Source organism: Sphingomonas trueperi (assembly GCF_040545665.1).
Lineage (GTDB): Bacteria > Pseudomonadota > Alphaproteobacteria > Sphingomonadales > Sphingomonadaceae > Sphingomonas > Sphingomonas trueperi_B.
Genome location: NZ_JBEPMH010000003.1, coordinates 73,387 through 97,371 on the forward strand (window position 1 = coordinate 73,387; position 23,985 = coordinate 97,371).

22 protein-coding genes are annotated in these 23,985 nt (G+C 67.3%); 12 read left to right on the plus strand and 10 right to left on the minus strand.

What is annotated here, in order from left to right; all coding sequences use genetic code 11:
- Nucleotides 1–2: 2 nt before the first annotated feature.
- On the minus strand, nt 3–812 hold the full coding sequence (locus ABIC65_RS11145) for an APH(3') family aminoglycoside O-phosphotransferase (RefSeq protein ID WP_354308707.1): 810 nt from the start codon (nt 810–812) through the stop codon (nt 3–5).
- A 104-nt stretch (nt 813–916) separates the two neighbouring features.
- Between ABIC65_RS11145 and ABIC65_RS11150 the strand changes: the two genes are divergently transcribed.
- Nucleotides 917–2,212 carry an MFS transporter gene (locus tag ABIC65_RS11150; RefSeq protein WP_354308708.1) on the plus strand — a complete coding sequence of 432 codons (1,296 nt, stop codon included), beginning with the start codon at nt 917–919 and terminating at the stop codon, nt 2,210–2,212.
- A gap of 7 nt (nt 2,213–2,219) precedes the next feature.
- Here ABIC65_RS11150 and ABIC65_RS11155 read toward each other — a convergent pair whose 3' ends face one another.
- The 3 genes from ABIC65_RS11155 to ABIC65_RS11165 all read right to left on the minus strand — a co-directional run bounded on the left by ABIC65_RS11155 (nt 2,220) and on the right by ABIC65_RS11165 (nt 6,128).
- Nucleotides 2,220–2,384: a hypothetical protein gene (locus ABIC65_RS11155; protein WP_185742933.1), complete on the minus strand. Its 165-nt coding sequence runs from the start codon at nt 2,382–2,384 to the stop codon at nt 2,220–2,222.
- Nucleotides 2,385–2,641: 257 nt separating this feature from the next.
- Nucleotides 2,642–3,652, minus strand: coding sequence for a LacI family DNA-binding transcriptional regulator (locus tag ABIC65_RS11160; protein ID WP_354308710.1), 1,011 nt, complete (start codon nt 3,650–3,652; stop codon nt 2,642–2,644).
- Nucleotides 3,653–3,785: 133 nt separating this feature from the next.
- The gene (locus ABIC65_RS11165) at nt 3,786–6,128 is read right to left on the minus strand and encodes a ribonuclease R family protein (RefSeq protein WP_354308711.1); all 2,343 of its coding nucleotides are present in this window, start codon (nt 6,126–6,128) and stop codon (nt 3,786–3,788) included.
- A 130-nt stretch (nt 6,129–6,258) separates the two neighbouring features.
- Here ABIC65_RS11165 and ABIC65_RS11170 point away from each other — a divergent pair, with 130 nt between their 5' ends.
- Nucleotides 6,259–6,405, plus strand: coding sequence for a hypothetical protein (locus ABIC65_RS11170; protein ID WP_354308713.1), 147 nt, complete (start codon nt 6,259–6,261; stop codon nt 6,403–6,405).
- Here ABIC65_RS11170 and ABIC65_RS11175 read toward each other — a convergent pair.
- Entirely contained in the window at nt 6,389–6,988 is a 600-nt protein-coding gene (locus tag ABIC65_RS11175; RefSeq protein WP_354308714.1) for a TIGR02466 family protein, read from the minus strand. The two genes, ABIC65_RS11170 and ABIC65_RS11175, sit on opposite strands and share 17 nt — an antisense overlap.
- Nucleotides 6,988–8,232: a threonine ammonia-lyase gene (locus ABIC65_RS11180; protein ID WP_354308715.1), complete on the minus strand. Its 1,245-nt coding sequence runs from the start codon at nt 8,230–8,232 to the stop codon at nt 6,988–6,990. Before ABIC65_RS11180 ends, ABIC65_RS11175 begins: the two co-directional genes overlap by 1 nt.
- A 57-nt stretch (nt 8,233–8,289) precedes the next feature.
- Here ABIC65_RS11180 and ABIC65_RS11185 point away from each other — a divergent pair, with 57 nt between their 5' ends.
- Entirely contained in the window at nt 8,290–9,945 is a 1,656-nt protein-coding gene (locus ABIC65_RS11185) for an amidohydrolase (RefSeq protein ID WP_354308716.1), read from the plus strand.
- A 4-nt stretch (nt 9,946–9,949) separates the two neighbouring features.
- Complete coding sequence (locus ABIC65_RS11190; RefSeq protein WP_354308717.1) at nt 9,950–10,597, plus strand: HPP family protein; 648 nt, start codon at nt 9,950–9,952, stop codon at nt 10,595–10,597.
- A 123-nt stretch (nt 10,598–10,720) separates the two neighbouring features.
- Here the strand turns inward: ABIC65_RS11190 and ABIC65_RS11195 are convergent, their stop codons facing one another.
- The 4 genes from ABIC65_RS11195 to ABIC65_RS11210 all read right to left on the minus strand — a co-directional run bounded on the left by ABIC65_RS11195 (nt 10,721) and on the right by ABIC65_RS11210 (nt 14,051).
- Nucleotides 10,721–11,125 (minus strand): diacylglycerol kinase family protein, encoded by a 405-nt coding sequence (locus ABIC65_RS11195; RefSeq protein WP_354308719.1) that lies wholly within the window; start codon nt 11,123–11,125, stop codon nt 10,721–10,723.
- 105 nt (nt 11,126–11,230) lie between these two features.
- A complete protein-coding gene (gene ctrA, locus ABIC65_RS11200; RefSeq protein WP_093298664.1) occupies nt 11,231–11,938 on the minus strand; it encodes a response regulator transcription factor CtrA in 708 nt (235 codons plus the stop codon).
- Nucleotides 11,939–12,072: 134 nt separating this feature from the next.
- Entirely contained in the window at nt 12,073–13,143 is a 1,071-nt protein-coding gene (locus ABIC65_RS11205) for an AI-2E family transporter (protein WP_354308720.1), read from the minus strand.
- Nucleotides 13,140–14,051 carry a LysR family transcriptional regulator gene (locus ABIC65_RS11210; RefSeq protein WP_354308722.1) on the minus strand — a complete coding sequence of 304 codons (912 nt, stop codon included), beginning with the start codon at nt 14,049–14,051 and terminating at the stop codon, nt 13,140–13,142. Before ABIC65_RS11210 ends, ABIC65_RS11205 begins: the two co-directional genes overlap by 4 nt.
- 113 nt (nt 14,052–14,164) lie before the next feature.
- Here ABIC65_RS11210 and ABIC65_RS11215 point away from each other — a divergent pair, with 113 nt between their 5' ends.
- From ABIC65_RS11215 to ABIC65_RS11250, 8 genes are all read left to right on the plus strand, one after another.
- On the plus strand, nt 14,165–14,863 hold the full coding sequence (locus tag ABIC65_RS11215; protein ID WP_354308723.1) for a pirin family protein: 699 nt from the start codon (nt 14,165–14,167) through the stop codon (nt 14,861–14,863).
- A gap of 55 nt (nt 14,864–14,918) precedes the next feature.
- Nucleotides 14,919–15,521 (plus strand): NAD(P)H:quinone oxidoreductase, encoded by a 603-nt coding sequence (gene wrbA / locus ABIC65_RS11220; RefSeq protein WP_354308724.1) that lies wholly within the window; start codon nt 14,919–14,921, stop codon nt 15,519–15,521.
- A 120-nt stretch (nt 15,522–15,641) separates the two neighbouring features.
- Entirely contained in the window at nt 15,642–16,301 is a 660-nt protein-coding gene (locus tag ABIC65_RS11225) for an RluA family pseudouridine synthase (RefSeq protein ID WP_354308725.1), read from the plus strand.
- Nucleotides 16,294–16,695, plus strand: a complete 402-nt coding sequence (gene arfB / locus ABIC65_RS11230) for an alternative ribosome rescue aminoacyl-tRNA hydrolase ArfB (RefSeq protein ID WP_093298655.1) — start codon at nt 16,294–16,296, stop codon at nt 16,693–16,695. The genes ABIC65_RS11225 and arfB overlap by 8 nt, the downstream gene beginning before the upstream one ends.
- A gap of 178 nt (nt 16,696–16,873) precedes the next feature.
- A complete protein-coding gene (locus ABIC65_RS11235; RefSeq protein WP_354309379.1) occupies nt 16,874–17,356 on the plus strand; it encodes a GAF domain-containing protein in 483 nt (160 codons plus the stop codon).
- 305 nt (nt 17,357–17,661) lie between these two features.
- Entirely contained in the window at nt 17,662–20,340 is a 2,679-nt protein-coding gene (locus ABIC65_RS11240; protein WP_354308726.1) for a TonB-dependent receptor, read from the plus strand.
- A 69-nt stretch (nt 20,341–20,409) separates the two neighbouring features.
- Entirely contained in the window at nt 20,410–22,743 is a 2,334-nt protein-coding gene (locus tag ABIC65_RS11245; protein WP_354308727.1) for an alpha-N-acetylglucosaminidase, read from the plus strand.
- Nucleotides 22,740–23,888: an acyltransferase family protein gene (locus tag ABIC65_RS11250; RefSeq protein ID WP_354308728.1), complete on the plus strand. Its 1,149-nt coding sequence runs from the start codon at nt 22,740–22,742 to the stop codon at nt 23,886–23,888. Before ABIC65_RS11245 ends, ABIC65_RS11250 begins: the two co-directional genes overlap by 4 nt.
- Nucleotides 23,889–23,985 lie beyond the last annotated feature (97 nt).

Consider the following 23,985-nt stretch of genomic DNA (forward strand, 5'->3'; position numbering starts at 1 on the left):
CGTCAGAAGAATTCGTCGAGCCGGAGATGGAAGTCGAGCTTGGCCGGATCGAGTGCAATTCCATAGGCTTGGAGCATCGCCTCGGCGGCCGCCTCGCCGAATTCCTTCAGGCTGTGCCAGAGGATCGCGAGATCCTGCCATGGGTCGGCGATCCCCACCCGTCCCAGATCGATGCAGCCGGTCACCTCGCCCTGCACCACGAGCAGATTGTCGAGCGAGAAGTCGCCATGCGTCACCGCCCGGTCGAACGCGGGCGGAATGGCGGCGAGCATCTCGTCCCACACGTCTCCCGCCGACTTGCCCCGCCGCGCCGCGTCGAATTCTTCTTCCTCGACCAGCCCGGCTTCCATCCGATCCTTCGCCGCCGCGAGCCGGAGCCTATGGTCGGCGTTGAACGGACAGCGCTCGACGGGGATCGCGTGCAGCCGCAGCAGGAACCGCGCCAGCGATCCTGCTAGCGCGGGCGCGGCGGCAGGATCCTCCTCAAGCAGCTGATAGGCGGTGCGTCCCGGCCGGCGGCCGGTGAGCATCCAGCCGGTGCCTGCCTCCAGCCCGAAGCCGTGCAGTGGCGGCACCGGCAGATAGTCCGCGAGCCAGCGCAACCGCGCCATCTCGTCTACCAGATCCGACAGCGTCTCCGCCCCCGCCATCTTCAGATAAAGGTCGTCCTCGCCCTCCCGCGCGAGCCGATAGACAGCGCAGCCCGACTGGCCGACCTGATCGCGGAACCAGCGCCGCCCGCCGACCAGCCGGGCCAGCCCCGGCGGCACCGCCACCGGCTCGATCGCCACATCTCTCAACGCGTTCTCCACCTGCCCTCCACCTCCTTCCGATTAATCGATTGAAGCCGCGCCCGCCCCCCGGTATGCCGCCCCCTCACCGTGCGGAACACCGCAGCGAGGGGAGCTATTATCGAATGATCGGTGCGCTCGGGCTGATGAAGGAGCGCCGCTTCCTGCCCCTATTCATCACGCAGTTCCTGGGAGCGTTCAACGACAACCTCTTCAAGAACGCGATGATCTTTTTCGCGACCTACCAGATTTTCAACTCGGTGGAGGAAGAGACGCGGTTCAGCGCGATCGCCACCGGCATCTTCATCCTGCCCTTCTTCCTCTTCTCGGCACTGGCCGGCCAGCTCGCCGATACGCATGACAAGGCCAAGATCATGCGGATCATCAAGGCGGCCGAGGTCGGCATCATGCTGGTCGGCGCCGCGGGGATCTTCCTCAAGAGCCTGCCGCTGATGCTCGTGGCGCTGGTCGGCATGGGGGTGCACTCCACCTTCTTCGGGCCGATCAAATACGCCGTGCTGCCGCAGCACCTGGCCGAGGACGACGTGCTGGGCGGCACCGGTATGATCGAGGCCGGCACCTATGTCGCGATCCTTTGCGGCACCATTGCCGGCGGACTGATCAGCGCGCATGCCGCCGCCTTCGCGGTGATTGGCGTGGCGCTGGTCGGCTGGCTCGCCTCGCTCCAGATCCCGCCCGCGCCGCCACTGACGCATTTGGAGATCGACCTCAACATCTTCCGCGCCTCGGCCCGGCTGATCTCGGCGACGATGCACATTCGCCGGCTGTTCCTCGCGATCCTCTCGATCAGCGTGTTCTGGTCGATCGCCGCGGTGCTCGGCGTGCTGTTCCCGCCGCTCGTCAAGAACGTGTTCCACGCGCAGAAGGACGTGGCGAGCGTGTTCCTCGGCATCTTCTCGATCGGCATCGCGATCGGATCGGTGATCATCAACAAGCTGCTCAAGGGCAATGTCTCCGCGCGCTACTGCGTGCCCTCGGTGCTGGCGATGACCGTGTTCGTCATCGATTTCCACTTCACCGCCCGTTATTGGCCGGTGCACGACGGCCCGCTGCTCAAGACGATGGACTTCGTCCGGATGCCGGCGGCCTGGCATGCGCTGGGCGACCTGATCATGATCGCAACCACCGGCGGCATGTTCGTCGTGCCGCTCTACGCCTTCCTGACCACCACCGTCGAAAAATCGCAGACCGCGCGGACGGTGGCGGCGAACAACGTCGTCAATTCGGGCGCGATGGTGCTGGGGTCGGTGGGCATCTTCGGCTTCACCCGCATCCCGGGCGTCAACGTCGAGGATGCGCTGTGGGTAGTCGCCGTGCTGGCGCTGGCCTCGGCCTGGTGCGCGCGCAGGCTGCACAAGGAAGGCGATGTGCCGCGCGGGCGCGACGCGGCCGAGGTCTGAGGGGCGGTTACAGCAGGAAGGTGTAGAAGCAGACGAAGAAGGCAGTGAAGCTCAGCGCGAAGAGCTTAACGTCGCCGTCCTCGCTCGCCTTGCGCTGGCGCGCGATCACCTGCCGCACGTGGCGGCGGAACGGATGGCGGCGGGTGCCGCGTAGGGCGAACGGCTGCTGCATGGCGCAAGGTTAACGCGCCGTTTACGATTTCGACCAGTGGCAAGCATGGTTAACGGCGTCCCGGCGCGGGATGGCTCCGCGTGGCGCCCGCCGACGAAAATTGTTTCCTCCCCCGCCAGGGCGAGGTGGGCCGCGCAGCAGCTCGGAGGGGGAGGAAGCACGACGGCCGAGAGGGTCTGGCATCCTCCCCCCTCCGTCGCGCGTCGCGCGCCACCTCCCCCTGGCGGGGGAGGATACGCTAACGCTTTGAAGAAAAATCAGTCCTTCGGTACGGGGCCAGTCGTGGCGCGCACCATCAGTTCGTGCTCCAGCATCACCTGCGGGGTCACCGCGGTCCCTGCCAGCATCAGGTCCGCCGCGGCATAAGCGAGTTCGCGCACCGGCTGGCGGATGGTGGTGAGCGGCGGCCACACTGCACGCGCCAGATCCGAATCGTCGAACCCTGCGATCGACAGCGCATCGGGCACTGCGATGTCCGCCTCATGCGCCGCCGCGAGCGCGCCAGCAGCCATGTCGTCGTTACCGGCGAAGATCGCGGTCGGCCGGGGACTGTGCCCGAACAGCGCCCGCGCCGCCGCACCGCCGGAGGCGAAGCTATAGTCACCGGCGATCACCAGCGCGGGATCGAAGGCGATTCCGTGCGCCTCCAGTTCCTGCCGATAACCGGCAAGGCGATCCGCCGAGGAGACATGGCTTTCGGGGCCGCGCACGAAGGCAATCTGGCGATGGCCGAGCTGGAGCAGGTGCCGCGTGATCTCGCGCGCCGCCGCCACGTCGTCCATCGTCGTCGCCAGCCCGTGATCCTTGCGCAGCCCGGGTGCGATCCGGACATAGGGCAGCTTTCGCTTGTCCAGCGCCTCGATCAGCTCGGGCATCTCGGTAAGCGGCGGCGAGAGGATCACGCCGTCCAGATGCGCCTCGTCGACCAGCGCCAGCACATCGGGCACCATGTCGGGCGCGTTGCTGTCGATCGGCTGCATCAGCAGGCGATAGCCAAGCTCATGGCACCGCTCCATCGCCCCCGACTGGATGTGAAAGACGTAATAGGGGCTGGGATTGTCGTAGAGCAGCGCCACCTGGAACGAGCGCCGCCCGGCCAGCGTCCGCGCGGCATGGCTCGGCCGGAAGTTGAGCTGCGCCACCACTTCCTCTACGCGCCGCCGCGTCTCTTCGCTGACATGTTTTTCGTTGTTGAGCACGCGGGAGACGGTCTTGAACGACACGCCGGCGATCTTCGAGACTTCCTTGATCGTCGGACGGCCGGCCATTCTCACTCCCTCGCTGACAAACGTCACTTCGGCATTGCAACATGCTCTTTGCGACAGCTTGTAGCGCGGCCGTTCCGGCTTTGCACGGAATTTGGACAGCGCTGCCAGACGGCGGACCCGGCAGCGCCTCGTCCTAGCGCTTGCGCCCGTTGTGGCGGATGTTGCTCGGGCGGCCGCGGCGGTGGATCACCCGCTTGGGCGCGCCCTTGCCCGGCCGGCCGGTCCGCTGCGGACCGCCCGCCGATCCCTTTCCGTCGGGAAGCTCGAAGCGCAGCGCGCCGGAGACGGGGTTCGCCTCCACCAGTCGCAGCTCGATCCGCTGGCCGAGGGTGAATTCCTCGCCGCTATGCTCGCCGACCAGCCGCTTGCCCGCTTCGTCGAAATGGAAATATTCGGCGCCAAGGTCGCGCGCCGCGACCAGTCCGTCGCCACCCACGCCCTCGACGGTCGCGAAGAAGCCGAAATTCTGCACGCCCGTGATCCGCGCTTCCATCACTTCGCCGACATGCGCGGCGAGATAGGCAGCGACGTAGCGGTCGATCGTCTCGCGCTCGGCCTCCATCGCGCGACGTTCGAGCTGGCTGATCGACTGGCCGATCCGATCCATGCTGCCGGCTTCCTCAGGCGTAAGCCCGCCCGGCCCGAGCCGATAGGCATCGACCAGCGCGCGGTGCACGACCAGGTCCGCATAGCGACGGATCGGCGAGGTGAAATGGGCATAGGAGCCGAGCGCCAGGCCGAAATGGCCGACATTCTCGGGGCCGTAATAGGCCTGGGTTTGGGTACGCAGCACCTGCTCCATCACCTGCGGCCGGAACTCCTCTTCGCCGACGCGATCGAGGATGCGGTTGAAGGTGGCCGGGCGGACCACCTGGCCCAGCGCGAACTCGATCTCGAAGGTCTTGAGATATTCCTTGAGCGCGGCGAGCTTCTCGCGCGCCGGCGGCTCGTGGATGCGGTACATCACCGGCGTCTTCTTCGCCTCCAGCGCCTTGGCGGCGGCGACGTTGGCGGCGATCATGTAATCCTCGATCAGCTTGTGCGCATCGAGCCGCTCGCGCGGTGCGACCGAGAGGATGCGGCCCTTCTCGTCGAGCACGATGCGGCGCTCGGGCAGATCGAGGTCCAGCGGCTCGCGTTTCTCGCGCGCGGCGTTGAGCGCGTGCCAGCAGTCCCAGAGCGGACGGAGGGCCTCCAAAAGCCCCTCCCCTTCAGGGGAGCGGTTGGGGGTGGGGGACGGCCGATCCGCGTGTCCTTCGCCGGGGGCGGAGTTCCCCACCCCAACCCCTCCCCTGAAGGGGAGGGGCTTATCCAGCGTACCATTGATCGCCGCCTGCGCATCTTCATACGCAATGTTGGCCGCCAGCCGCACTACCGCCCGCGTAAACCGCCAGCTCTTGAGCGCCCCGCCCTTCGTCACCTGCAGATGGCAGGCGAGCGCGGCACGATCCACGTCTTCCTTCAGCGAGCAGACGTCCGCCGACAGCACCTCGGGCAGCATCGGCACGACGCGATCGGGGAAATAGACCGAATTGCCCCGCTTGCGCGCCTCGCGATCCAGCTCCGACCCCGGGCGGACGTAGAAGGACACGTCGGCGATCGCGACGATCGCCTTCCAGCCGCCCTCGTTGGCGGGATCGTCGTCGGGCGTCGCCCAGACGGCATCGTCATGGTCGCGCGCATCGGCGGGGTCGATCGCGACGATCGGCAAATGCCGCAGATCCTCCCGCCCCTCGCCCAGCGGCTGCCTGGCGACGCGCTCCGCCTCCTCCAGCAGCTCCTCGGAAAAGACGTTGGGGATGCCGTGGCGGTGGATCGCGATCAGCGAGAAGCTGCGCGGCGCGAACGGATCGCCCAGCCGCTCGACCACCCGCGCGGTGATCCGCGGCGGGCGACCGGCCTTCTCGGCCAGCACCAGGTCGCCGGGCTCGGCGCCGCCGGCGTCAGAGACCGGCCAGCTGCGCCGCTCCTTCTTCTCGACGCCCTGCAGCCAGAGCTTGCCGCCCTCCTCGTGGAGCACGCCGAGCATCAGTTCCTCGCCGCGGGCGAGCGTCTTCATCGGATGCGCGATCCAGCCGTTGCCGGCCTCTTCGGTGCGCGCGAGGATGCGGTCGCCCACCCCCAACGCCGAGCGCTTGCCGCGCATCTCGCGGACGCGCAGCCGGGGTGCCGGGACATGCTCGGCCTCCCAGCGCTCGGGCACCGCCCAGGTGGTGTCGCCGTCCGCATCGGTGATGCGCAGCACGGTAACCTTGGGCAGCCCGCCCATCTTGTGGAAGGCACGGCCGGGGGCGACGTCGATCAGCCCCTCGTCGCTCATGTCCTTCAGGAGCGCCTTGAGCAGGATCTTGTCCTGCGCGCTCAGCCCGAAGGCCTTGGCGATCTCGCGCTTGCCAGCGGGCGTGTCCGAGGATGCGATGAAATCGAGAATCTGCTGCCGCGTCGGCAACCCTGCGCTTGTTCTGTTCTTAGCCATTGGCCCGCAACATAGGCGCGATCCGCCCGGCCGTCACCTGCGGGCTCCGTAAAAGCGCGGGAGGCACCATGGTAAGCGCGGTCTTCACTATAATGGACTGTGGATCCTGTGTGATTTGAGGAGTCCGTCCATGGCTATTTCGCGTTGTCTGTTGATCGGTGCCGCGCTCGGCACCTGCGTGGCGTTCGTTTCGCACGCCGCTTCGTTCCATCCCGCCAAGCCCGCGCGGTCGGTTATGCAGGTCGCGTCGCTGGACAGCGTTACCAGCGATAGTTGAAGCTGACGCTGATCCGCTTGTCCTTCGCCGCCCCCGGCGGGACTTCGTGGCGGAGCCAGCTTTCCCAGAGCAGCACCGTGCCGACCTCCGGCACCACCTCGATGAAGGGCTGGAGCGATTCCGGCGCATCGGGCCGCCGGGTGGGCGCGGCCATCATCATCGCGAGCCTAGGGTCCTCGAGCTTGAGCCCGCGCGCACCGTGCGGCAGCGCCACATAGACGGTGCCCGAGACGACGCTGTGCGGGTGGATGTGCGCGCCGTGCCCGCCCTTGCCGTCGAGCACGTTGACCCACAGGCTGTCGAGCTTGAGCTTGCGCCCGGCGAGATCGAACGCGCACGCCTCGGCGAACTTCGCGACATGCTTGTCGAGCAGCCGCTTCAGATCGCCAAAGGCCGGATCGCGGATCGGCAGGTCGTCGAGCGAGGCATAGCTGGTATAGCCGCGATAATGATTTTCGCGGCACCAGCGGCGCCCGGCGCTATCGTCCTCGGCAAGCTGCAGGCACGAGGCTTCGAGATCGGCGACCAGCGCGGCGTCGCCCAGCGGCTGCTGGTAGAGCAGGGTCGAGAACAGCGTACGCATCAGGCGGACTCGACCATGCTCACTTCGTACTGCGCCCGGCGCAGCGCGGTGATCAGCCGGTCGAGATGGTTGCGATCGCGCGTCTCGCACTCGATGTCGGTGACCAGGCCCTTGGCGGGCAGCGAGGTGAACACGCGCTGGTGATACACCTCGATGATGTTGACGCCCTGCTCGTGGAAGATCCGCGCGACATGGAACAGCGCGCCGGGGCGGTCCTGCAGGCGGATGCGCAGGCGCGCGAGGCGACCCGAGCGGGCGAGGTCGCGCAGCAGCACGTTCGCCAGCAGCCGCGTGTCGATATTGCCGCCGCACAGGATGGTGCCGACGGTCTTGCCCTTGAAGCGCTCGGGCTCGGACAGCAGCGCCGCCAGGCCCGCGGCCCCTGCCCCTTCGACCACCGTCTTCTCGATCTGCAGCAGCAGGCTCACCGCCTCCTCCAGCCGGCGCTCGCCGACCAGCACGATGTCGTCGACCAGCGCCTCGACGATCTTGGCGGTGATGGTGCCGGGATATTTCACCGCGATACCCTCGGCGAGCGTGTCGCCAGCGCACGGCATCTCGGTATGGTGCACGCGGTTGTACATCGAGGGATAGAGCTCGGCCTGGACGCCCAGCACCTCGATCGGCCGGTCCTGCGCCTTGGCGACCACCGCCGCGCCCGAGATCAGCCCGCCGCCGCCGATCGGCACGACCAGCGTGTCGATCCCCGGCACGTCCTCGAGCAATTCCAGCGTCGCGGTGCCTTGCCCCGCGATCACCCGCGGATCGTCGAATGGGTGGATGAAGGTGAAGCCGCGCTCCGCCTCGAGCTCGCGGGAATGCTGGTAGGCGGCGTCGAAAGTCTCGCCGTGGAGCACGACATTGGCGCCGTGTCCTTCGGTCTGCGTCACCTTCACGATCGGCGTGTTCTTGGGCATCACGATCGTGCTGGGGATGCCCAGCCGGGTCGCGTGATAGGCCAGGCCCTGCGCATGGTTGCCGGCCGAGGCGGCGATGACGCCCTTGGACCGCGCTTCGGCATCCAGTTGCAGCAGCGTGTTGAGCGCGCCGCGCTCCTTGTAGGCGGCGGTGAACTGGAGGTTCTCGAACTTCAGGTACACGTTCGCGCCGGTCAGCTGCGAAAGCGTGCGGCTGTGCAGCGTCGGCGTGCGCACCACCGCGCCCGAAATTCGCTCCGCCGCCGCACGAACATCGGCGATGGACACGGGGAGCGATGCGGGCGCTGGTGCTGCTTTGGTAGCCATAGGCTTCCCGCCTAGACCATCTGGCGCGGCAGGGGAACAGGCCCTATGCCCGCACCCATGTTCACGCGCCTCAAGCGGCTTGCCGCCGCCACCGCCCTGCTGCTTGCGCCCGCCGCCCAGGCCGATGGAATCGTTGACAATGTCAACGGCATCACGCTCGACGCCAAGGGCGCGGTGGTGCGCTTCGAGGCGCTGCAGATCGATCCCTATGGCAAGGTCGTCGCGGTCTACGCCAAGGGGCAGAAGCGGCCCAAGAAGCTGGTTTGGCGGCTCGACCTGAAGGGGGCGACGATCGTGCCGGGCATGATCGACGCGCATGGCCATTTCATGGGCCTCGGCTTCCAGCAGCTCCAGCTCGACCTGTCCGCCACCACCAGCCTCGACGACGCTCTGGCGCGCATCGGCGACTATGCGGGCAAGAGCCGCGCGAAATGGGTGCTCGGCCGCGGCTGGAACCAGGAGGCCTGGAAGCTCGGCCGCTTCCCCACCGCCGCCGATCTCGACCGCGCGGTGAGCGACCGCCCGGTATGGCTGGAGCGCGTCGACGGCCATGCCGGCTGGGCCAACAGCAAGGCGCTGGAACTGGCGGGCGTCACCGCTGCGACCAAGGACCCCGCCGGCGGCCGGATCGAGCGCGACGCGAGCGGCAAGCCCACCGGCGTGCTGGTCGACGCCGCGACCGAGCTGGTCGCCAAGGTCGTGCCGCAGCCGACCCCGCGCGAGCGCAACGCCGCGTTCCTCGCGGCCCAGCAGAAGCTGCTCTCGCTCGGCATCACCGCCACCGCAGACATGGGCACGACGGTCGACGATTGGGAGACGATGCGCGGCATGGCCGATATCGGCCAGCTCCACCTCCGCATCCTGAGCTATGCCCACGGCGTCGACACCGCGCTGCGCGTCGCGGGCGCCGGGCCGACGCCCTGGCTCTATGGCGACCGGCTGCGGATGGGCGGCATCAAGCTCTATGCCGATGGCGCGCTCGGCTCGCGCGGGGCGTGGCTCAAGGCCGAGTATAGCGACGCGCCGGGCAACAAGGGGCTGGGCTTCCTCACCGACGACCAGCTGCTCAATCTGATGGCGCGCGGCGCGATGGACAATTTCCAGCTCGCCGTCCACGCGATCGGCGACCGTGCGAACCAGCAGGTGCTCGACGCGATCGAGATCCTGTCCGAGACCTACAAGGGCGATCGCCGCTGGCGGATCGAGCATGCCCAAATCATCGATCCCAAGGACCTGCCGCGCTTCGCCAAGCTGGGCGCGATCGCCTCGATGCAGCCGGTCCACCAGACCAGCGACCGGACGATGGCCGAGGCGCGGCTGGGGCCTGACCGGCTCGCCGGGGCCTATGCCTGGAAGACAATGCTGCGCGACGGGACGCACCTGGCGTTCGGTTCGGACTATCCGGTCGAGAGCCCCGATCCCTGGGCGGGCTGGGCGGCAAGCTTCACCCGACAGGACGCGCAGGGCAATCCGCCGGGCGGGTGGCGCCCTGAGGAGAAGCTGACCCGTGAGGAAGGCTGGGCGGGCTTCACCATCGGCGCGGCCTATGCCGGCTTCGCCGACGACAAGATCGGGCGGCTGGCACCGGGTCTGTGGGCCGACTTCCTGATCCTCGACCGCGATCCCCTGACCGTCTCGCCGGCCGAACTGCGCGGCACCAAGGTGGTCGAGACCTGGGTTGGCGGCCGCCGCGCCTGGGGGGCGAAGCCCTGAACTGATGGTCCGGCTGGTCATGGCCGGCGCGCAGTGGCGCGACCGGATCGGCGCCGCGCTGGGCGGCGCGATCGGGATCGGGGTGACGGCTTGGGTTTCGGCGCTGGCCGGCTTCGATACGACCACCGCGATCCTGCTCGCGGCACCGATCGGCGCGTCGGCGGTGCTGGTGTTCGCGGTACCGTCCAGCCCGCTGGCGCAGCCTTGGCGGGTGATCGGGGGGAACGGGATTTCGGCGCTGGTCGGGCTGGCGGTGGCGTGGTGGCTTGGGCATGGTGCGCTCGCGGCGGGAGTCGCGGTAGGACTGGCGATCCTTGTCATGTCGCTGACCCGCAGCCTGCATCCGCCGGGCGGCGGCACCGTGTTGCTGCCCGTCCTCGCACCCGCCGTGCTGGCGAAGGGGCTTGGCTTCGTGCTGGTGCCGATCGGCGTGAACGCCGTGCTGCTGGCGCTGTGCGGGCTGCTCGTCCACCGCTTCACCGGGCACAGCTACCCGCACCGCGTGCAGCCCGCCCCGCCCGCGCCGGGGTTGCTGCCGGAGGATATCGATGCGGCGTTGGAAGAGGCCGGCGAGGCGTTCGACGTCAGCCGGGAGGACTTGCTGGCGCTGCTCGCCCGCGCGGAACACCATGCGGCGACCCGCCGCGGGTGAAGCAAGCAAAAAGCCCCTCCCCTTCAGGGGAGGGGTTGGGGGTGGGGCCTGAACTGGGAGCGCATCCCCACGCTTGTCGGTCATCCCCCACCCCAACCCCTCCCCTGAAGGGGAGGGGCTATTTTACGTCAGCACCCGCAACAACGGCGGTCCCAGCGTCAGCAGCCCGATCGCCGCAGCCGCGAGCGACGCCACCAGCACCCCGCCCGCCGCCAAATCCTTGATCCGGCCGATCGCGGGGTCGAAGTCCGGGCAGATCCGGTCGCAAAGATCCTCGATCGCTGTATTGAAGGCCTCGGCCAGCCAGACCAGCGCGATTGCCAGGACGAGCCAACGCCATTCGGCAGCCGACAACTGCAAGGCAGCACCGGCTGCCACCGCACAAAGCGAAGCCGCCAGATGCACCCGCGCATTATGCTCCTCGCGCACCAGCACGCGCAGCCCTCGAATCGCGTAGCGGAAGCTCTTCAGGCGCGCGGAAATGCTGAAGCCTTTTGGCACGGCAGGTCGCTCGGTTGGCATCGTCATCCGATCAGCGTGGCCGATCCGCCGTTCCCCCGCCAGCCCCGAAACGAAAAGGCCGCCGCCACCCGGAGGTGACGACGGCCCTGCCCCTGCGTGATCTCGGGAAAATCAGGCGACCTGGGTGTCCGCCTGCATGCCCTCGTCCGGCTCGCGCAGCACATAGCCGCGGCCCCAGACGGTCTCGATATAGTTGTCGCCCTCGCATGCCATGCTGAGCTTCTTGCGCAGCTTGCAGATGAAGACGTCGATGATCTTGAGTTCGGGCTCGTCCATGCCGCCATAGAGATGGTTGAGGAACATCTCCTTGGTCAGCGTGGTGCCCTTGCGGAGCGAGAGCAGCTCCAGCATCGCATATTCCTTGCCGGTCAGGTGGACGCGGGCACCGTCGACCTCGACGGTCTTGGCATCCAGGTTCACCGCCAGCTTGCCGGTGCGGATGACCGACTGCGAATGGCCCTTCGAGCGGCGCACCACGGCGTGGATGCGGGCGACCAGCTCTTCGCGATGGAACGGCTTGGTGACGTAATCGTCGGCGCCGAAGCCGAACGAGCGCACCTTCGAATCCATCTCGCTGATGCCCGAGAGGATCAGCACCGGGGTCTGCACCCGCGCGGTGCGGACCTTCTTCAGCACGTCATAGCCGTGCATGTCCGGCAGGTTCAGGTCGAGCAGGATGATGTCGTAGTCATACAGCTTGGCGAGGTCCAAACCTTCCTCACCGAGGTCGGTCGTGTAGACGTTGAACCCTTCGCCCGAAAGGATCAGTTCGATCGCCTTGGCTGTGCTAGGCTCGTCTTCGATCAGCAGCACGCGCATTGCCGGTTCCCCTGTCCACACCACACGACGTAGCCCCGATGCCCGACGCGCTGGACGCTTCATTAACCTAAGCGTCAATGAAGCCGAAAGGTTAATTTCTCGTAAGTCGGGAGGTTCCGCAAGCCCCGGGGAATCTACGCATCGGGTTCGGACGTATCTCCCGAAACCGTCGGCCGCACGTCGATTTCCTCGCCCAGAACCTCGCGCAGATAGAGGCTGCGCACGAGGGTGAAGATCACCACCAGCAGCGCGGCGGAGAAGAACAGGCCGAACAATCCGAAGACGAATCCGATTCCGATGATCGCGAAGAGGGTCACCGCAGGCGGGATGGCGATCACCCGGCTCTGCACGAAAGGCGTGAGGAAGTTGGTCTGGACGATTCGCACACCGGCGAACACCAGCAGGCAGCCGATCAGCGCCCCCGAACCACCGGTGGCGGCAAGGCCCAGCGCCGGCAGCATCGCCGCGGTGGGGCCGACATAGGGGATGAACTCGCTGAGGCCCGCCAGCAGCCCCAGCGCGGCAGGCGACGGCACGCCCGCGATCCATAGCCCTACCCCGACCAGCAGGCCCATGCTGGTCATCAGGATCAGCTGGGTGCGTAGCCACAGCCGCAGCGTGGTGCCTACGTCCGCCAGCGCGTCGGCAAAGGCGTCGCGGGTGTTGCCCTTGGGTACGAGCAGCAGCAGTCCGCGGATATAAACGCCAGGATCGGCCGCCATGAACAGCGCGCCGACCAGCAGTAGCAGCGCATTGAGAAACAGCTCGAACGAGCCCAGCGCAAAGCCGCTGGCATCGCGCGCGACTCGCGAACCGGCAAAGGCCGCCTCGGCGGCGTCGTAGAGCTTGGCCGCCACCGGGCTTTCCTGCGCCCACGCCTTGAGCCGCGTGACCAGCTGCGGGATCGATCGGACCAGCGCCTCGACCTGCGGGCCGAACTGCACTGCGAACAGCCAGACGAGGAAACCGATCGCTGCCAGCACGGTGAGCATCGCGCTTACCACCGACCAGCGCTTCGGCACGCCGAGCTGGGCGTAGCGATCGGCGATGGCGCGGATCACCACCGCGCCGAGCACTGCACCGAAAGTCAGGATCAGCAGATCGGCGGCGCGCACCAGCGCCACCACCACCGCGCCGACGGTGAGCAGGATCAGGACGCGGCGGATGAACCGCGCATCGGCATCATCGGGAACGAGTCGTTTCACGCGTGCCGAACGCAGATGCTGCGCAAGCGCTCCGTCAGAAACTCGATCAGCGCCTCCACCCGCACCGGCCGGCGCGATCCCGGCGGGGTGACGAGGTGGAGCCCCACCGCCCCCGCGACCCAATCGGTCAGCACGGTCTCCAGCCGCCCAGCCGCGATCTCCGCATCGACCAGGAAGCCCGGCAAGCGCGCAACCCCCAGCCCGGCCCGGAGCGCCGGCAGCATCGCCTCGCCATTGTCCGTGCGCAGCGGTCCCTCGACGCGCACCGCGGCCTCCTCGCCGCCCGCCTTCTTGAAGCGCCACACACCCGGCGTCGCGGTGTTGGTGTAGATGAAGCAGGCATGGCGGGCGAGGTCCGCGGGATGCTGGGGGCGACCGGCGCGCTCGAAATAGCTGGGCGCGGCGACGACATGGATGTTCACCGGCCCCAGCCGCCGCGCGCGCAGCGAGCTGTCGGGCAGCTCGGCGATGCGGATCGCGACGTCGATCCCCTCGCCGACGATATCGACGAACGCGTCGGAGAGCGTCAGCTCCACCTTGATCTGCGGATGCGCGATCATGAATTCGGCGAGCAGATCGGAAAGATGTCGCGACCCGAAGGTCAGCGGCGCCGCCAGCCGCACCACGCCGGAGGGCGCGCTGGCGCTTTCGAACGCGGCTTCCTCGGCCGACTGGCCATCGTCCAGGATGCGCTGGGCATGTTCGGCGAGCTGCTGGCCGCTGTCGGTAAGCGTCAGCCGCCGCGAAGTGCGGTGGAACAGCGCGGTGCCCAGCCGCTCCTCCAGCCGGGTGATCGCCTTGGAGACGGTCGCCTTGGAGACCCCCAGCGCCAGTGCCGCGCCGCTGAACGAACGATGCTCCACCACGCTGGCAAACACCGCCCAGGCCTCGAAATCCGGTAGCTTCATCCCTGCCTCTCCTGCTCGGCCAAAGCCATATCACGAAACGATCAGTTTCCAACGTTTCCGTTTACGCGCTGATGCCAATCCCTATCTTGGCGGCAACACATGGGAGATCAGCGATGATCGACAAACGCAGTTTCGAAAGCCTGGGCGGCGCCGATCACGGCTGGCTCAAGGCCAAGCACCACTTCAGCTTCGCCGACTATTACGATCCGTCCCGCATGGGCTGGGGCGCGCTTCGGGTGTGGAACGACGACGAGATCGCCCCCAATTCGGGCTTCCCGCCGCATCCGCACCAGAACATGGAAATCATCACCTATGTCCGCTCGGGTGCGATCACCCACCAGGACTCGATGGGCAACAAGGGCCGCACCGAGGCGGGCGACGTGCAGGTGATGAGCGCGGGCACCGGCGTGCGCCACGCCGAATACAACCTCGAGCCGGAAACGACCCGGATCTTCCAGATCTGGATCCTGCCGCGCGAGGCCGGCGGCCAGCCGAGCTGGGGCGCCAAGCCCTTCCCCAAGGGCGATCGCTCGGGCCGCTTCGTCACGCTGGCGTCCGGCTTCGCGGACGACAAGGACGCACTGCCGATCCGCGCCGACGCCCGCGTGCTGGGTGCGACGCTGAAGGCAGGCGAAAGCGTACCCTATACCGTAGGTGAGGGTCGCCATGCGTATCTTGTACCCGCGGTTGGTTCGATCAACCTTGATGGTGATCGCGTCGACGCCCGCGATGGTGCAGCCCTTGCCGGCGGCCAGACCGTGACGATCACCGCGATCGAGGACGCCGAGATCGTCCTCGTCGACGCCGAATAAGCTTTTCCCCGGGGGGCGGCAGGCCTCCCGTCCCTTTCAAGACAGGAACAGTGCCATGACCAAGATCCTCGTTCTCTACTATTCGTCCTACGGCCACATCGCGCAGATGGCCGACGCCGTCGCCGAAGGCGCCCGCAGCGCCGGTGCCACCGTCGACGTCCGCCGCGTCGCCGAGACCGCGCCGTTCGAAGTCGCCCAGGCCGCCGGTTTCCGCGTCGACGAGAGCCACCCGGTGCTCGACGACGTCAACCAGCTCGCCCAGTATGACGGCATCATCGTCGGCAGCCCCACCCGTTTCGGCCGCATGGCCAGCCAGATGGCGGCATTCTGGGACAAGGCCGGCGGCGTGTGGTTCCAGGGCCAGCTGAACGGCAAGGTCGGCGGCGCCTTCACCTCGACCGCCTCGCAGCATGGCGGCAACGAGACCACGCTGTTCTCGATCATCACCAACCTGCTGCACTTCGGCATGACCATCGTCGGCCTCGACTATGGCTATCAGGGCCAGGGCGGCGTGGACGAAGTGAAGGGCGGCTCGCCCTACGGCGCGACCACGATCGCCGATGGCGACGGCAGCCGCCTGCCGAGCGCAGCGGAGCTGGACGGCGCCCGCTACCAGGGCCGCCGCATCGCCGAGACCGCGGCCAAGCTGAAGGCCTAACCCCCGAAGCGCGCGCGCGTAGCGTATCGCGCCGCGCATGACGACGGCCGGAGCTCCCCCTGCTCCGGCCGTTTTCGTTTCGGGGCTCGCGAATTGCGCGCCGATCGCTATATCCCGCGCATGTTCAAGGACCGGGTACTCTTCATCGACGGCGAAGCGCTGATCATCGACAAGCCGGCGGGTCTCCCCGTCGATCGCCCGCGCGACCGCAGCGAAAGCCTGGAGGACCTGCTCGACCAGCTGACCTTCGGCTTCGAGCGTCTGCCGGTTCCCGTCCACCGGCTCGATCGCGACACCAGCGGCTGCCTGCTGCTCGCGCGCAATCCCAAGGCGATGAAGCGCTTCGGCCAAGCCTTCGAGGCCGGTCAGGTCACCAAGCGCTATGTCGCGATCCTCGACGGCGTGCCTGCGCAGGAAAGCGGCGAGATCGACCTGCCGCTCGGCAAGGTCTCGACGATCGAAGAGGGTTGGCGGATGACCCATGATCCCAAGGGCAAGTCCGCGCGCACCCGCTGGAAGCGGATGGAAGTGCATGACGGCCGCGCGCTGGTCGCCTTCTATCCCGAAACCGGCCGCACCCACCAGATCCGCGTCCATGCGCTGGAAGGCATCGGCATCCCCATCGTCGGCGACCCCGTCTATGGCCGCGGCGGCCCGGCGCTGATGCTCCACGCCCAGTCGATCACCGTGCCGCGCCCAGGCAAGCCGGACGTACACGGCGACGCGCCGCTGCCCGCACGCTTCCACCATATCGGCTTCGGCCGACCGGCACATGGCTGAGATCCCCGACGCGGCAATCATCGAGGAGAAGTTCCTCGCCGCGACGGGACCCGGCGGGCAGAACGTCAACAAGGTGGCGACCGCGGTGCAGTTGCGCGTCGACGTGTTCCGGCTGGGGCTGTCGCCCTATGCCTATGAGCGGCTGAAGGAATTGGCCGGCACGCGGATGACCTCGGCGGGCGAGCTGCTGATCACCGCGCGGCAATACCGCACCCAGGACGCCAACCGCACCGACGCCCGACAGCGCCTCTCCGACCTGATCGACAAGGCGCATGAGCGCCAGGCGAAGCGGATCAAGACCAAGCCGAGCAAGGCGGCCAAGGCGCGCAGAGTAGATGCGAAGAAGGGCCGGTCCGCGGTGAAAGCGGGGCGGGGGAAAGTGAGCTTCGACTGAAAGATGTCCCCCGACCTGCCGGCCGTCATCCCGGCGAAAGCCGGGATCCATTCGCCGCTCCGCCGCAGCAAGAATCTCGACGGTGACCCCAATGGATTCCGGCTTTCGCCGGAATGACGGCGGTGGAGGCGCGGAAGCCCCCCTCGCGCCGCGCGCCGCGATCCCCTACATCGCCGCCATGTACAGCTTCGACATCACCGCCGACACCAAGGCCGAGCTCTATCGCGACCTTGCCGCCGCCCTCGATTCGCTGACCGCCGACGAGCCCGACCCGATCGCCAACATGGCGAATGTCTCCGCGCTGATCGGCCAGTATCTGCCCGATCTCAACTGGTCCGGCTTCTACCGCAACCTGAACGACGAGCTGGTGCTGGGCCCCTTCCAGGGCAAGGCCGCCTGCATCCGCATCCCGTTCGGCAAGGGCGTGTGCGGCGCCGCCGCGGCAACGCGCGAGACGCAGCTGGTCGAGGACGTCCATGCCTTTCCCGGCCATATCGCCTGTGACGCGGCCAGCCGCTCGGAGCTGGTGGTGCCGATCGTCCACCAGGGCGAGCTGCTCGGCGTGCTCGATCTCGACAGCCCCCTGCCCGCGCGCTTCGACGCCGGCGACGCCGCGGGGTGCGAGGCACTGATGCGCATTCTGGCGCCGCGCATCGCCTGAACCCTACCCATTTCGCCCCAGCTGCGGTTTCGCCAAACCTGTTGCGGTTCGGCGACACCCTTTTTTGCGCCCGGTTTCCAGCCACTTCCTCGCAACTTACAGATTTTCGTCAGGCAAAGAGGTAATACCAACATTTGTTTTTGTATTGAATTGGCCTTGACACAATAGGACCGATACCGACCAATGCCCCCGCAGCGCCCGATCCAGAACATATGCCACGGGAGGGCGATGGGCGTCGCACCGGACATTGGATTCAACCACTCGGGGGGTATGAAATGCCGACAGACCAAGACCTTCGCACGCCAGTGAGAACGATTGCGAAAAACTTCCTGCTCGCGTCGGGATGCATCGCCGCGCTCAGCTTCGCCAACGCCGCACAGGCGCAGACCGAAAACGCGCCGGTGGGTCAGGACGACGGCGAGATCGTCGTCAACGGCATCCGCGCATCGATCGACAACGCGATCGAGGCCAAGCGGAAGGACATCCGCGTCACCGACGGCATCTCGGCCGAGGATCTCGGCAAGTTTCCCAGCGAGAACATCACCGAGGCGATCCAGCGTATTTCGGGCGTGCAGATGTCGAACATCAACGGCCGCGGCGCGACGATCAGCATCCGCGGCCTGGGCCCGCAATATGCGCTGACCACGGTCAACGGTCAGACCTTCAAGAGCGCCGACTTCACCGACGGCTTCCGCTACGACATCATCCAGACCGAGCTCGCCAACGCGATCGAGGTGATCAAGTCGCCGACGGCGGACATGGATGCCGGCGGCCTTTCGGGCACGGTCAACATCAAGACGACGATGCCGCTCGACTATAAGGATCGCCAGCTGGTCCTATCGGTCAAGGGCCAGAACTCCGAATATGCCGGCGGCAAGATCACGCCGAAGATCAGCGGCAGCTATGTCGACCAGTTCGCCGACGGCAAGCTCGGCGTCTATGTGAACCTCGGCTACCAGAAGCTGAAGGATCGCGCGGACTATTTCTGGATGGACCGCTGGGCGACCCAGACGATCGCGGGCTCAAGCGTCTATGTCCCCCGCCGTCCGCGCTATCGCCGTATCGACCGCGATACCGAACGGCTGATGGGCAGCGGCGGCGTGCAGTGGCGCCCCAGCGACCGGTTCGAGATCGATGCCAGCGCGATTTACGCCAAGGACATCACCGATTACGACGTGAACCAGCAGGTGTTCCTGTTCAACACCGCACGGATCGCGGCGAGCAACGTCGTGAACGGCGTCGCCACCAAGGCGACCGCGACCAACTTCACCATGGAAAACAATCGCCAGCACGAGGACCGCAACCTCGTCAGCCAGGGCTACACGCTCTCGGGCAAGTGGACCGGCGACGATGGTTGGTCGGGCCGCACGGTGTTCAACTACACCAAGGGTAGCACCTATCAGCGCGAGGCCGCCGCGATCCTCGGCGTGAACATCCCGACCGCGACGATCGATTTCTCCAATCCGGATTCGGTGAAGTACAGCGTCGGTACCGATCTCTCGAGCACCGCGCTCTATGCCCCGGCAACGCTGACGCGGAACGAATATCCGAACGGCGCCACCCGCCAGATGGCGTCGAGCGAAACCTCGGGCCAGGCGGACCTGTACAAGGAAGTGTCCTTCGGGCCCTTCACCAAGTTCAGCGTCGGCGCCAAGTATCGCCACGAGATCTTCAGCCGCGACGTGAGCCGGCATGACATGATCGCGCTGGCCAACCAGCCGGCGCCCTCCAGTGCGATCTTCCCGCAGATGGCGACGACCAGCTACCCGGTCTCGGGCTTCCTCAACGGCGATTCGGGCATTCCCGGCGCCTGGATCGGCCCGGACCTCGGCGCCTATGACAAGGCGCTGGCCGCGGCCGGCATCGCCGTGCCGGACATCTTCGCACCCGAAGCCAGCTACCATGTCGATCGCTTCATGCCCTCGGCCTATGCGATGGCGGACATCGACGCCCAGCTTGGCGGCATGACGCTGCGCGGCAACCTCGGCGTGCGCTACGAACACACCAAGCAGAAGGTGCAGGGCAACATCACCGCCCCGCGCACCGACGGCTATACCGAAGTGCAGCGCAAGGTCGGCGACTATGCGATCGAGCAGAGCTACGACAACGTCCTGCCCAGCCTGAACCTGGTGCTGGAGCCGACCCGCACGGTGCAGGTCCGTTTCGCCGCCGCCAAGGTGCTGGTCCGCCCGATCATGGATTCGAACACGTCCATGGCGCAGACCACCAGCAGCTCGCCCAATACCTTCCCGGCGAACACCAGCACGATCACGGTGGACCTTGGCCAGGCCGGCCTCAAGCCGCTGACCGCGAACCAGCTCGATCTCGGCGTGGAATGGTATCCCACCCGCTCGAGCACGATCGCGATCAACGGCTTCTACAAGTGGATCAAGAACGGCACCTTCTCGCGCCTGATCTGCCCGACCTCGTTCAACGGCACCGCGCTCAGCACCTCGGGCAACGACTGCGTCGATGCCAGCGGCAACATCTACGACATCACCCAGACGCTCAACGATCCCAGCACCATCAAGGTGAAGGGCTTCGAGGTCAGCTGGAACCAGTCGTTCGACCGCATCCTGCCGCTGGACGGCTTCGGCCTGCTCGCCAACTTCACGCGGGTCTATCCACAGAAGGTGGCGATCGGCACCGGCTACACCATCCGCAACCTCTCGAAGGTGACGTGGAACGTCTCGCCCTATTGGGAGGACGAGCATTTCAACATCCGCCTCTCGGTCAACCACCGCAGCAGCTACGAGCAGAACAGCGCGGACAGCTTCTTCGCCCGCGAAGGCCATGTCGTGAAGGGGCGCACCCAGTTCGACCTGAGCGGCGGCTATGCGCCGAACAGCTGGCTCAGCTTCGCCGCCGGGGTGATCAACCTCAACAACAGCCGCGAACAGGCCTATTTCCGCGATCCTGCGGTGTGGCAGGAGAGCAGCTTCTATGGCCGCAGCTTCTACCTGTCTGCCACGCTGAAGATGTAACATGCCCCGGGGGCGACGCCGTGACGACGGCGCCGCCCCCACCTCGTTTTGATGCCTGGAGAGTCTGACTTGGTCGTATCCGCCGCCCGCCGCCTTCCCCTTCTCGGCCCGGTCGCGGCCGCGCTCGTCCTCGCCACCCACGCCGCGGCGGTGCCCGGCCGCCCGGTCCCCGTCGCCGCCCCGCAATCGCAGACCGCCGCCGCGCGCGCCGTGCTGGCGCGGCTTGGTGTCGATACCGCCAGGATCGACCTTGCGCTGGTCCCCGGCACCACCCCGCAGTTCCGCGCCCGCACCGTTGCGGGCAAGCTGCGCATCGAAGGCACCTCCCCGGTCGCGCTGGTGCGCGGCGCAGCCCGCACGCTGGGCCAACAGGGCAGTCTATTCGTTTCCTGGGAGGCCGTCCGCAATCGCCCGCTGGCGCTTCGCGACGGCTATGACAGCGGCGTGGTTGCCTCGCCCTTCTCGCTGCGCACCTATCTGAACACCTGCACCTATGGCTACACCACCCCCTGGTGGAACTGGGGCCGCTGGGAGCGCGAGATCGACTGGATGGCCGCGCACGGCGTCGACACGCCGCTGGCGATGGAAGGCCAGGAGTTCGTCTGGCGCGAGCTCTGGCGCGAGCAGGGCATGAACGACGCCCAGGTTGCCGAGGGCCTCTCCGCCGCGCCCTTCCTGCCCTGGCAGCGCATGGGCAATATTGCCGGCTATCGCGCGCCGCTCTCGGCCAACTGGATCGAGAAGAAGCGCGTTCTCCAGCGCCAGATCCTCGCCCGGATGCACGCGCTCGGCATGAAGCCGATCCTGCCGGCCTTCTCCGGCTATGTCCCCGAGGCCTTCGCCAAGGCGCATCCGGAAGCGAAGATCTACCAGATGCGCCAATGGGAGGGCTTCCCCGGCACCTATTGGCTGGATCCGTCCGACCCGCTGTTCGCCAAGCTCGCCGCGCGCTTCCTCCAGCTCTACACGGCGACCTACGGCCCCGGCGAATATTACCTCGCCGATGCGTTCAACGAGATGGTGCCGCCGATCGCGGAGGACGGCAGCGACGCCCGCGCCGCGACCTATGGCGACGCCATCGCCAACACCGCCGCCACCCGCGCCGCCGCGCTACCCAAGGAGGTTCGCGACGCCCGCCTCGCGGCGTACGGGGAACGGCTCTACCGCTCGATCACCGCCGCTGCGCCGGGCGCGACCTGGGTAATGCAGGGCTGGCTGTTCGGCGCCGACAAGGCGTTCTGGACCCCCGACGCGATCGCGGCTTTCCTCTCCAAGGTGCCCGACGAGCGGATGCTGGTGCTCGACATCGGCAATGATCGCTATCCCGGCATCTGGAACGCGACCAAGGCCTTTTACGGCAAAGGCTGGGCGTACGGCTATGTCCACAATTACGGCGGCAGCAATCCCGTATACGGCGACCTGAACTTCTACCGCAGCGACATCACCGCCGCGCTGGCGAATCCCGGCCATGGCCGCATGCGCGGCTTCGGGCTGTTCCCGGAAGGGCTGCACAGCAACAGCATCGCCTATGCCTATGCCTATGACCTCGCCTGGGGCGAGATCGACGCTGGCGGCCAGGCCCGCCCGCTCGATGCCTGGCTGACCGACTATACAAAGGCCCGCTACGGCAAGACCTCGCCCGCGCTGGTCGCCGCCTGGGACAAGGCGATCGCGGGTGCCTACACCACCCGCTACTGGGCTCCGCGCTGGTGGCACGAGCAGGCCGGTGCCTATCTGCTGTTCAAATTCCCCAGCCTCGATGGCGCCGAATACCCCGCCGCCGCCGGCGATCCCGTGGCACTCCGAGCCGGAATCGAAGCGCTGCTCGCCCAGGCGCCGCAACATGCGGGCGAGCCGCTCTACACCTATGACGTGGTCGATCTCGTTCGCCACTATGCCAGCGTGGAGCTGGACGGGCAGCTCAAGACCGCCGTCGCCGCCTACAAGGCCGGCGACCTCGCCACCGGCGATCGCGCTACCGCAGCGGCCGAGAAGCTGGCCAAGGACATCGACGCCATTGCGGGCAACCAGCAGGAGACGCTCGGCAGCTGGCTCGCCGATGCCGCCGCCTATGGCGACACGCCTGCCGAAAAGGCCGCGTTCGTCGAGCAGGCCAAGGCGGTGGTGACCGTCTGGGGCGGCACCGGCCACCTTTCCGACTATGCGTCGCGCGCCTGGCAGGGCCTCTATGCCGGCTATTACTGGCCGCGCTGGCAGCGCTTCCTTGCCGCCCAGCGCGCCGCCGCTGCCGCGCATACCGACTTCGACGCCAAGGCGACCGCCGCCGCGATCCGCGACTGGCAAGCCGCCTGGCTCAAGGACGGCAAGATGTGGGCTCGCCAGCGCCCCGCCGCGCCGCTAGCCCTTGCTCGCACGCTCCTCGCAGAAAGCGACGCCCGATGACCGAGACCCAGGCCAACACCGTCGCCGCGCTCGCCGGCAAGCCGCGCTTCCTCGCGCTGGACGTGTTTCGCGGCGCCACCATCTTCCTGATGATCCTGGTCAATACCTCCGGCCCGGGCGCCGAACCCTACCCGCAGTTGGTCCATGCGAAGTGGTTCGGCTTCACCCTCGCCGACCTGGTATTCCCCACCTTCCTGTTCGCGATGGGCAACGCGATGAGCTTCGCCTTCCGCAAGCCGGTGGCGACCGGGCCCTTCCTCGCCCGGCTGTTCAGGCGCGGCGCGATCATCTTCGTGCTCGGCTATCTGATGTACTGGTTCCCCTTCGTCGAGCAGGGCGCGAACGGCTGGGAGCTCAAGCCCCGCGCGCTCACCCGCGTGCCGGGCGTGCTCCAGCGGCTCGCGCTCTGCTATGTGCTCGCCGCGCTGCTGATCCGCTGGCTCAAGCCCCGCCAGCTGCTGCTTGCCGCCATCGCGCTGCTGTTCGGATACTGGACGATCCTGCTCGTCTTCAGCCCGCCGGGCATGGCCTATGACAAATATGCCAATATCGGCACGCGGATCGACCTGTGGCTGCTGGGGCCGGGCCATCTCTACAAGAAGGATGCGGGCTTCGATCCCGAAGGGCTGCTCGGCACCCTGCCCGCCACGGTCAACGTGATCGCGGGCTATCTGGCGGGCCTCGCCATCGTGCAGGGCGGCGACCTCCGCCGTACCGTCGGGCGGATGGCGCTGGTCGGCGTCGCGCTGGTGCTGGCCGGGCTCGCCTGGTCGCCCTGGTTCCCGATCGCCAAGAAGCTGTGGACCGGCTCCTACGTCCTGCTCACCGTCGGGCTCGACCTGGTGCTGCTCGGGGCTGCGATCTGGCTGATCGAGATTGCCGGGTTCAAGCGCGGCACCCGCTTCTTCACCATCCTCGGGCGCAACCCGCTGGCGATCTATCTCTTCTCCGAGCTGTTCGTCACCGTGCTGGGCATGATCCCGGTGGGCGACCATGGCGGCGCGTACGACGCGGCGGGCGTGGGCATCTTCCAGACGATCGCGCCGGGGGCGTTCGGGTCGCTGCTCTGCGCCTTCGCCTACACGATGCTGTGCTGGGCGGTGGGCTGGTGGATGGACCGCAAGGGCCTTATCCTCAAGGCCTGACAAGACAGTTTTATTTCAAATAGTTGATCCGCATCAGTCGGGGAACGCTGGGAAATCTGGACCGTTGGAGCGGCTCCGGCGACGGTTCTCGGCGCCC

Excerpts from the sequence above, each read along its gene's own strand:
- ABIC65_RS11150 (WP_354308708.1), top strand. The coding sequence starts at position 917 with ATGATCGGTGCGCTCGGGCTGATGAAGGAGCGCCGCTTCCTGCCCCTA.
- ABIC65_RS11155 (WP_185742933.1), bottom strand. The coding sequence starts at position 2,384 with ATGCAGCAGCCGTTCGCCCTACGCGGCACCCGCCGCCATCCGTTCCGC.
- ABIC65_RS11160 (WP_354308710.1), bottom strand. The coding sequence starts at position 3,652 with ATGGCCGGCCGTCCGACGATCAAGGAAGTCTCGAAGATCGCCGGCGTG.
- ABIC65_RS11165 (WP_354308711.1), bottom strand. The coding sequence starts at position 6,128 with ATGGCTAAGAACAGAACAAGCGCAGGGTTGCCGACGCGGCAGCAGATT.
- ABIC65_RS11170 (WP_354308713.1), top strand. The coding sequence starts at position 6,259 with ATGGCTATTTCGCGTTGTCTGTTGATCGGTGCCGCGCTCGGCACCTGC.
- ABIC65_RS11175 (WP_354308714.1), bottom strand. The coding sequence starts at position 6,988 with ATGCGTACGCTGTTCTCGACCCTGCTCTACCAGCAGCCGCTGGGCGAC.
- ABIC65_RS11180 (WP_354308715.1), bottom strand. The coding sequence starts at position 8,232 with ATGGCTACCAAAGCAGCACCAGCGCCCGCATCGCTCCCCGTGTCCATC.
- ABIC65_RS11185 (WP_354308716.1), top strand. The coding sequence starts at position 8,290 with ATGTTCACGCGCCTCAAGCGGCTTGCCGCCGCCACCGCCCTGCTGCTT.
- ABIC65_RS11190 (WP_354308717.1), top strand. The coding sequence starts at position 9,950 with ATGGTCCGGCTGGTCATGGCCGGCGCGCAGTGGCGCGACCGGATCGGC.
- ABIC65_RS11195 (WP_354308719.1), bottom strand. The coding sequence starts at position 11,125 with ATGACGATGCCAACCGAGCGACCTGCCGTGCCAAAAGGCTTCAGCATT.
- ctrA (WP_093298664.1), bottom strand. The coding sequence starts at position 11,938 with ATGCGCGTGCTGCTGATCGAAGACGAGCCTAGCACAGCCAAGGCGATC.
- ABIC65_RS11210 (WP_354308722.1), bottom strand. The coding sequence starts at position 14,051 with ATGAAGCTACCGGATTTCGAGGCCTGGGCGGTGTTTGCCAGCGTGGTG.
- ABIC65_RS11215 (WP_354308723.1), top strand. The coding sequence starts at position 14,165 with ATGATCGACAAACGCAGTTTCGAAAGCCTGGGCGGCGCCGATCACGGC.
- wrbA (WP_354308724.1), top strand. The coding sequence starts at position 14,919 with ATGACCAAGATCCTCGTTCTCTACTATTCGTCCTACGGCCACATCGCG.
- ABIC65_RS11225 (WP_354308725.1), top strand. The coding sequence starts at position 15,642 with ATGTTCAAGGACCGGGTACTCTTCATCGACGGCGAAGCGCTGATCATC.
- arfB (WP_093298655.1), top strand. The coding sequence starts at position 16,294 with ATGGCTGAGATCCCCGACGCGGCAATCATCGAGGAGAAGTTCCTCGCC.
- ABIC65_RS11235 (WP_354309379.1), top strand. The coding sequence starts at position 16,874 with ATGTACAGCTTCGACATCACCGCCGACACCAAGGCCGAGCTCTATCGC.
- ABIC65_RS11250 (WP_354308728.1), top strand. The coding sequence starts at position 22,740 with ATGACCGAGACCCAGGCCAACACCGTCGCCGCGCTCGCCGGCAAGCCG.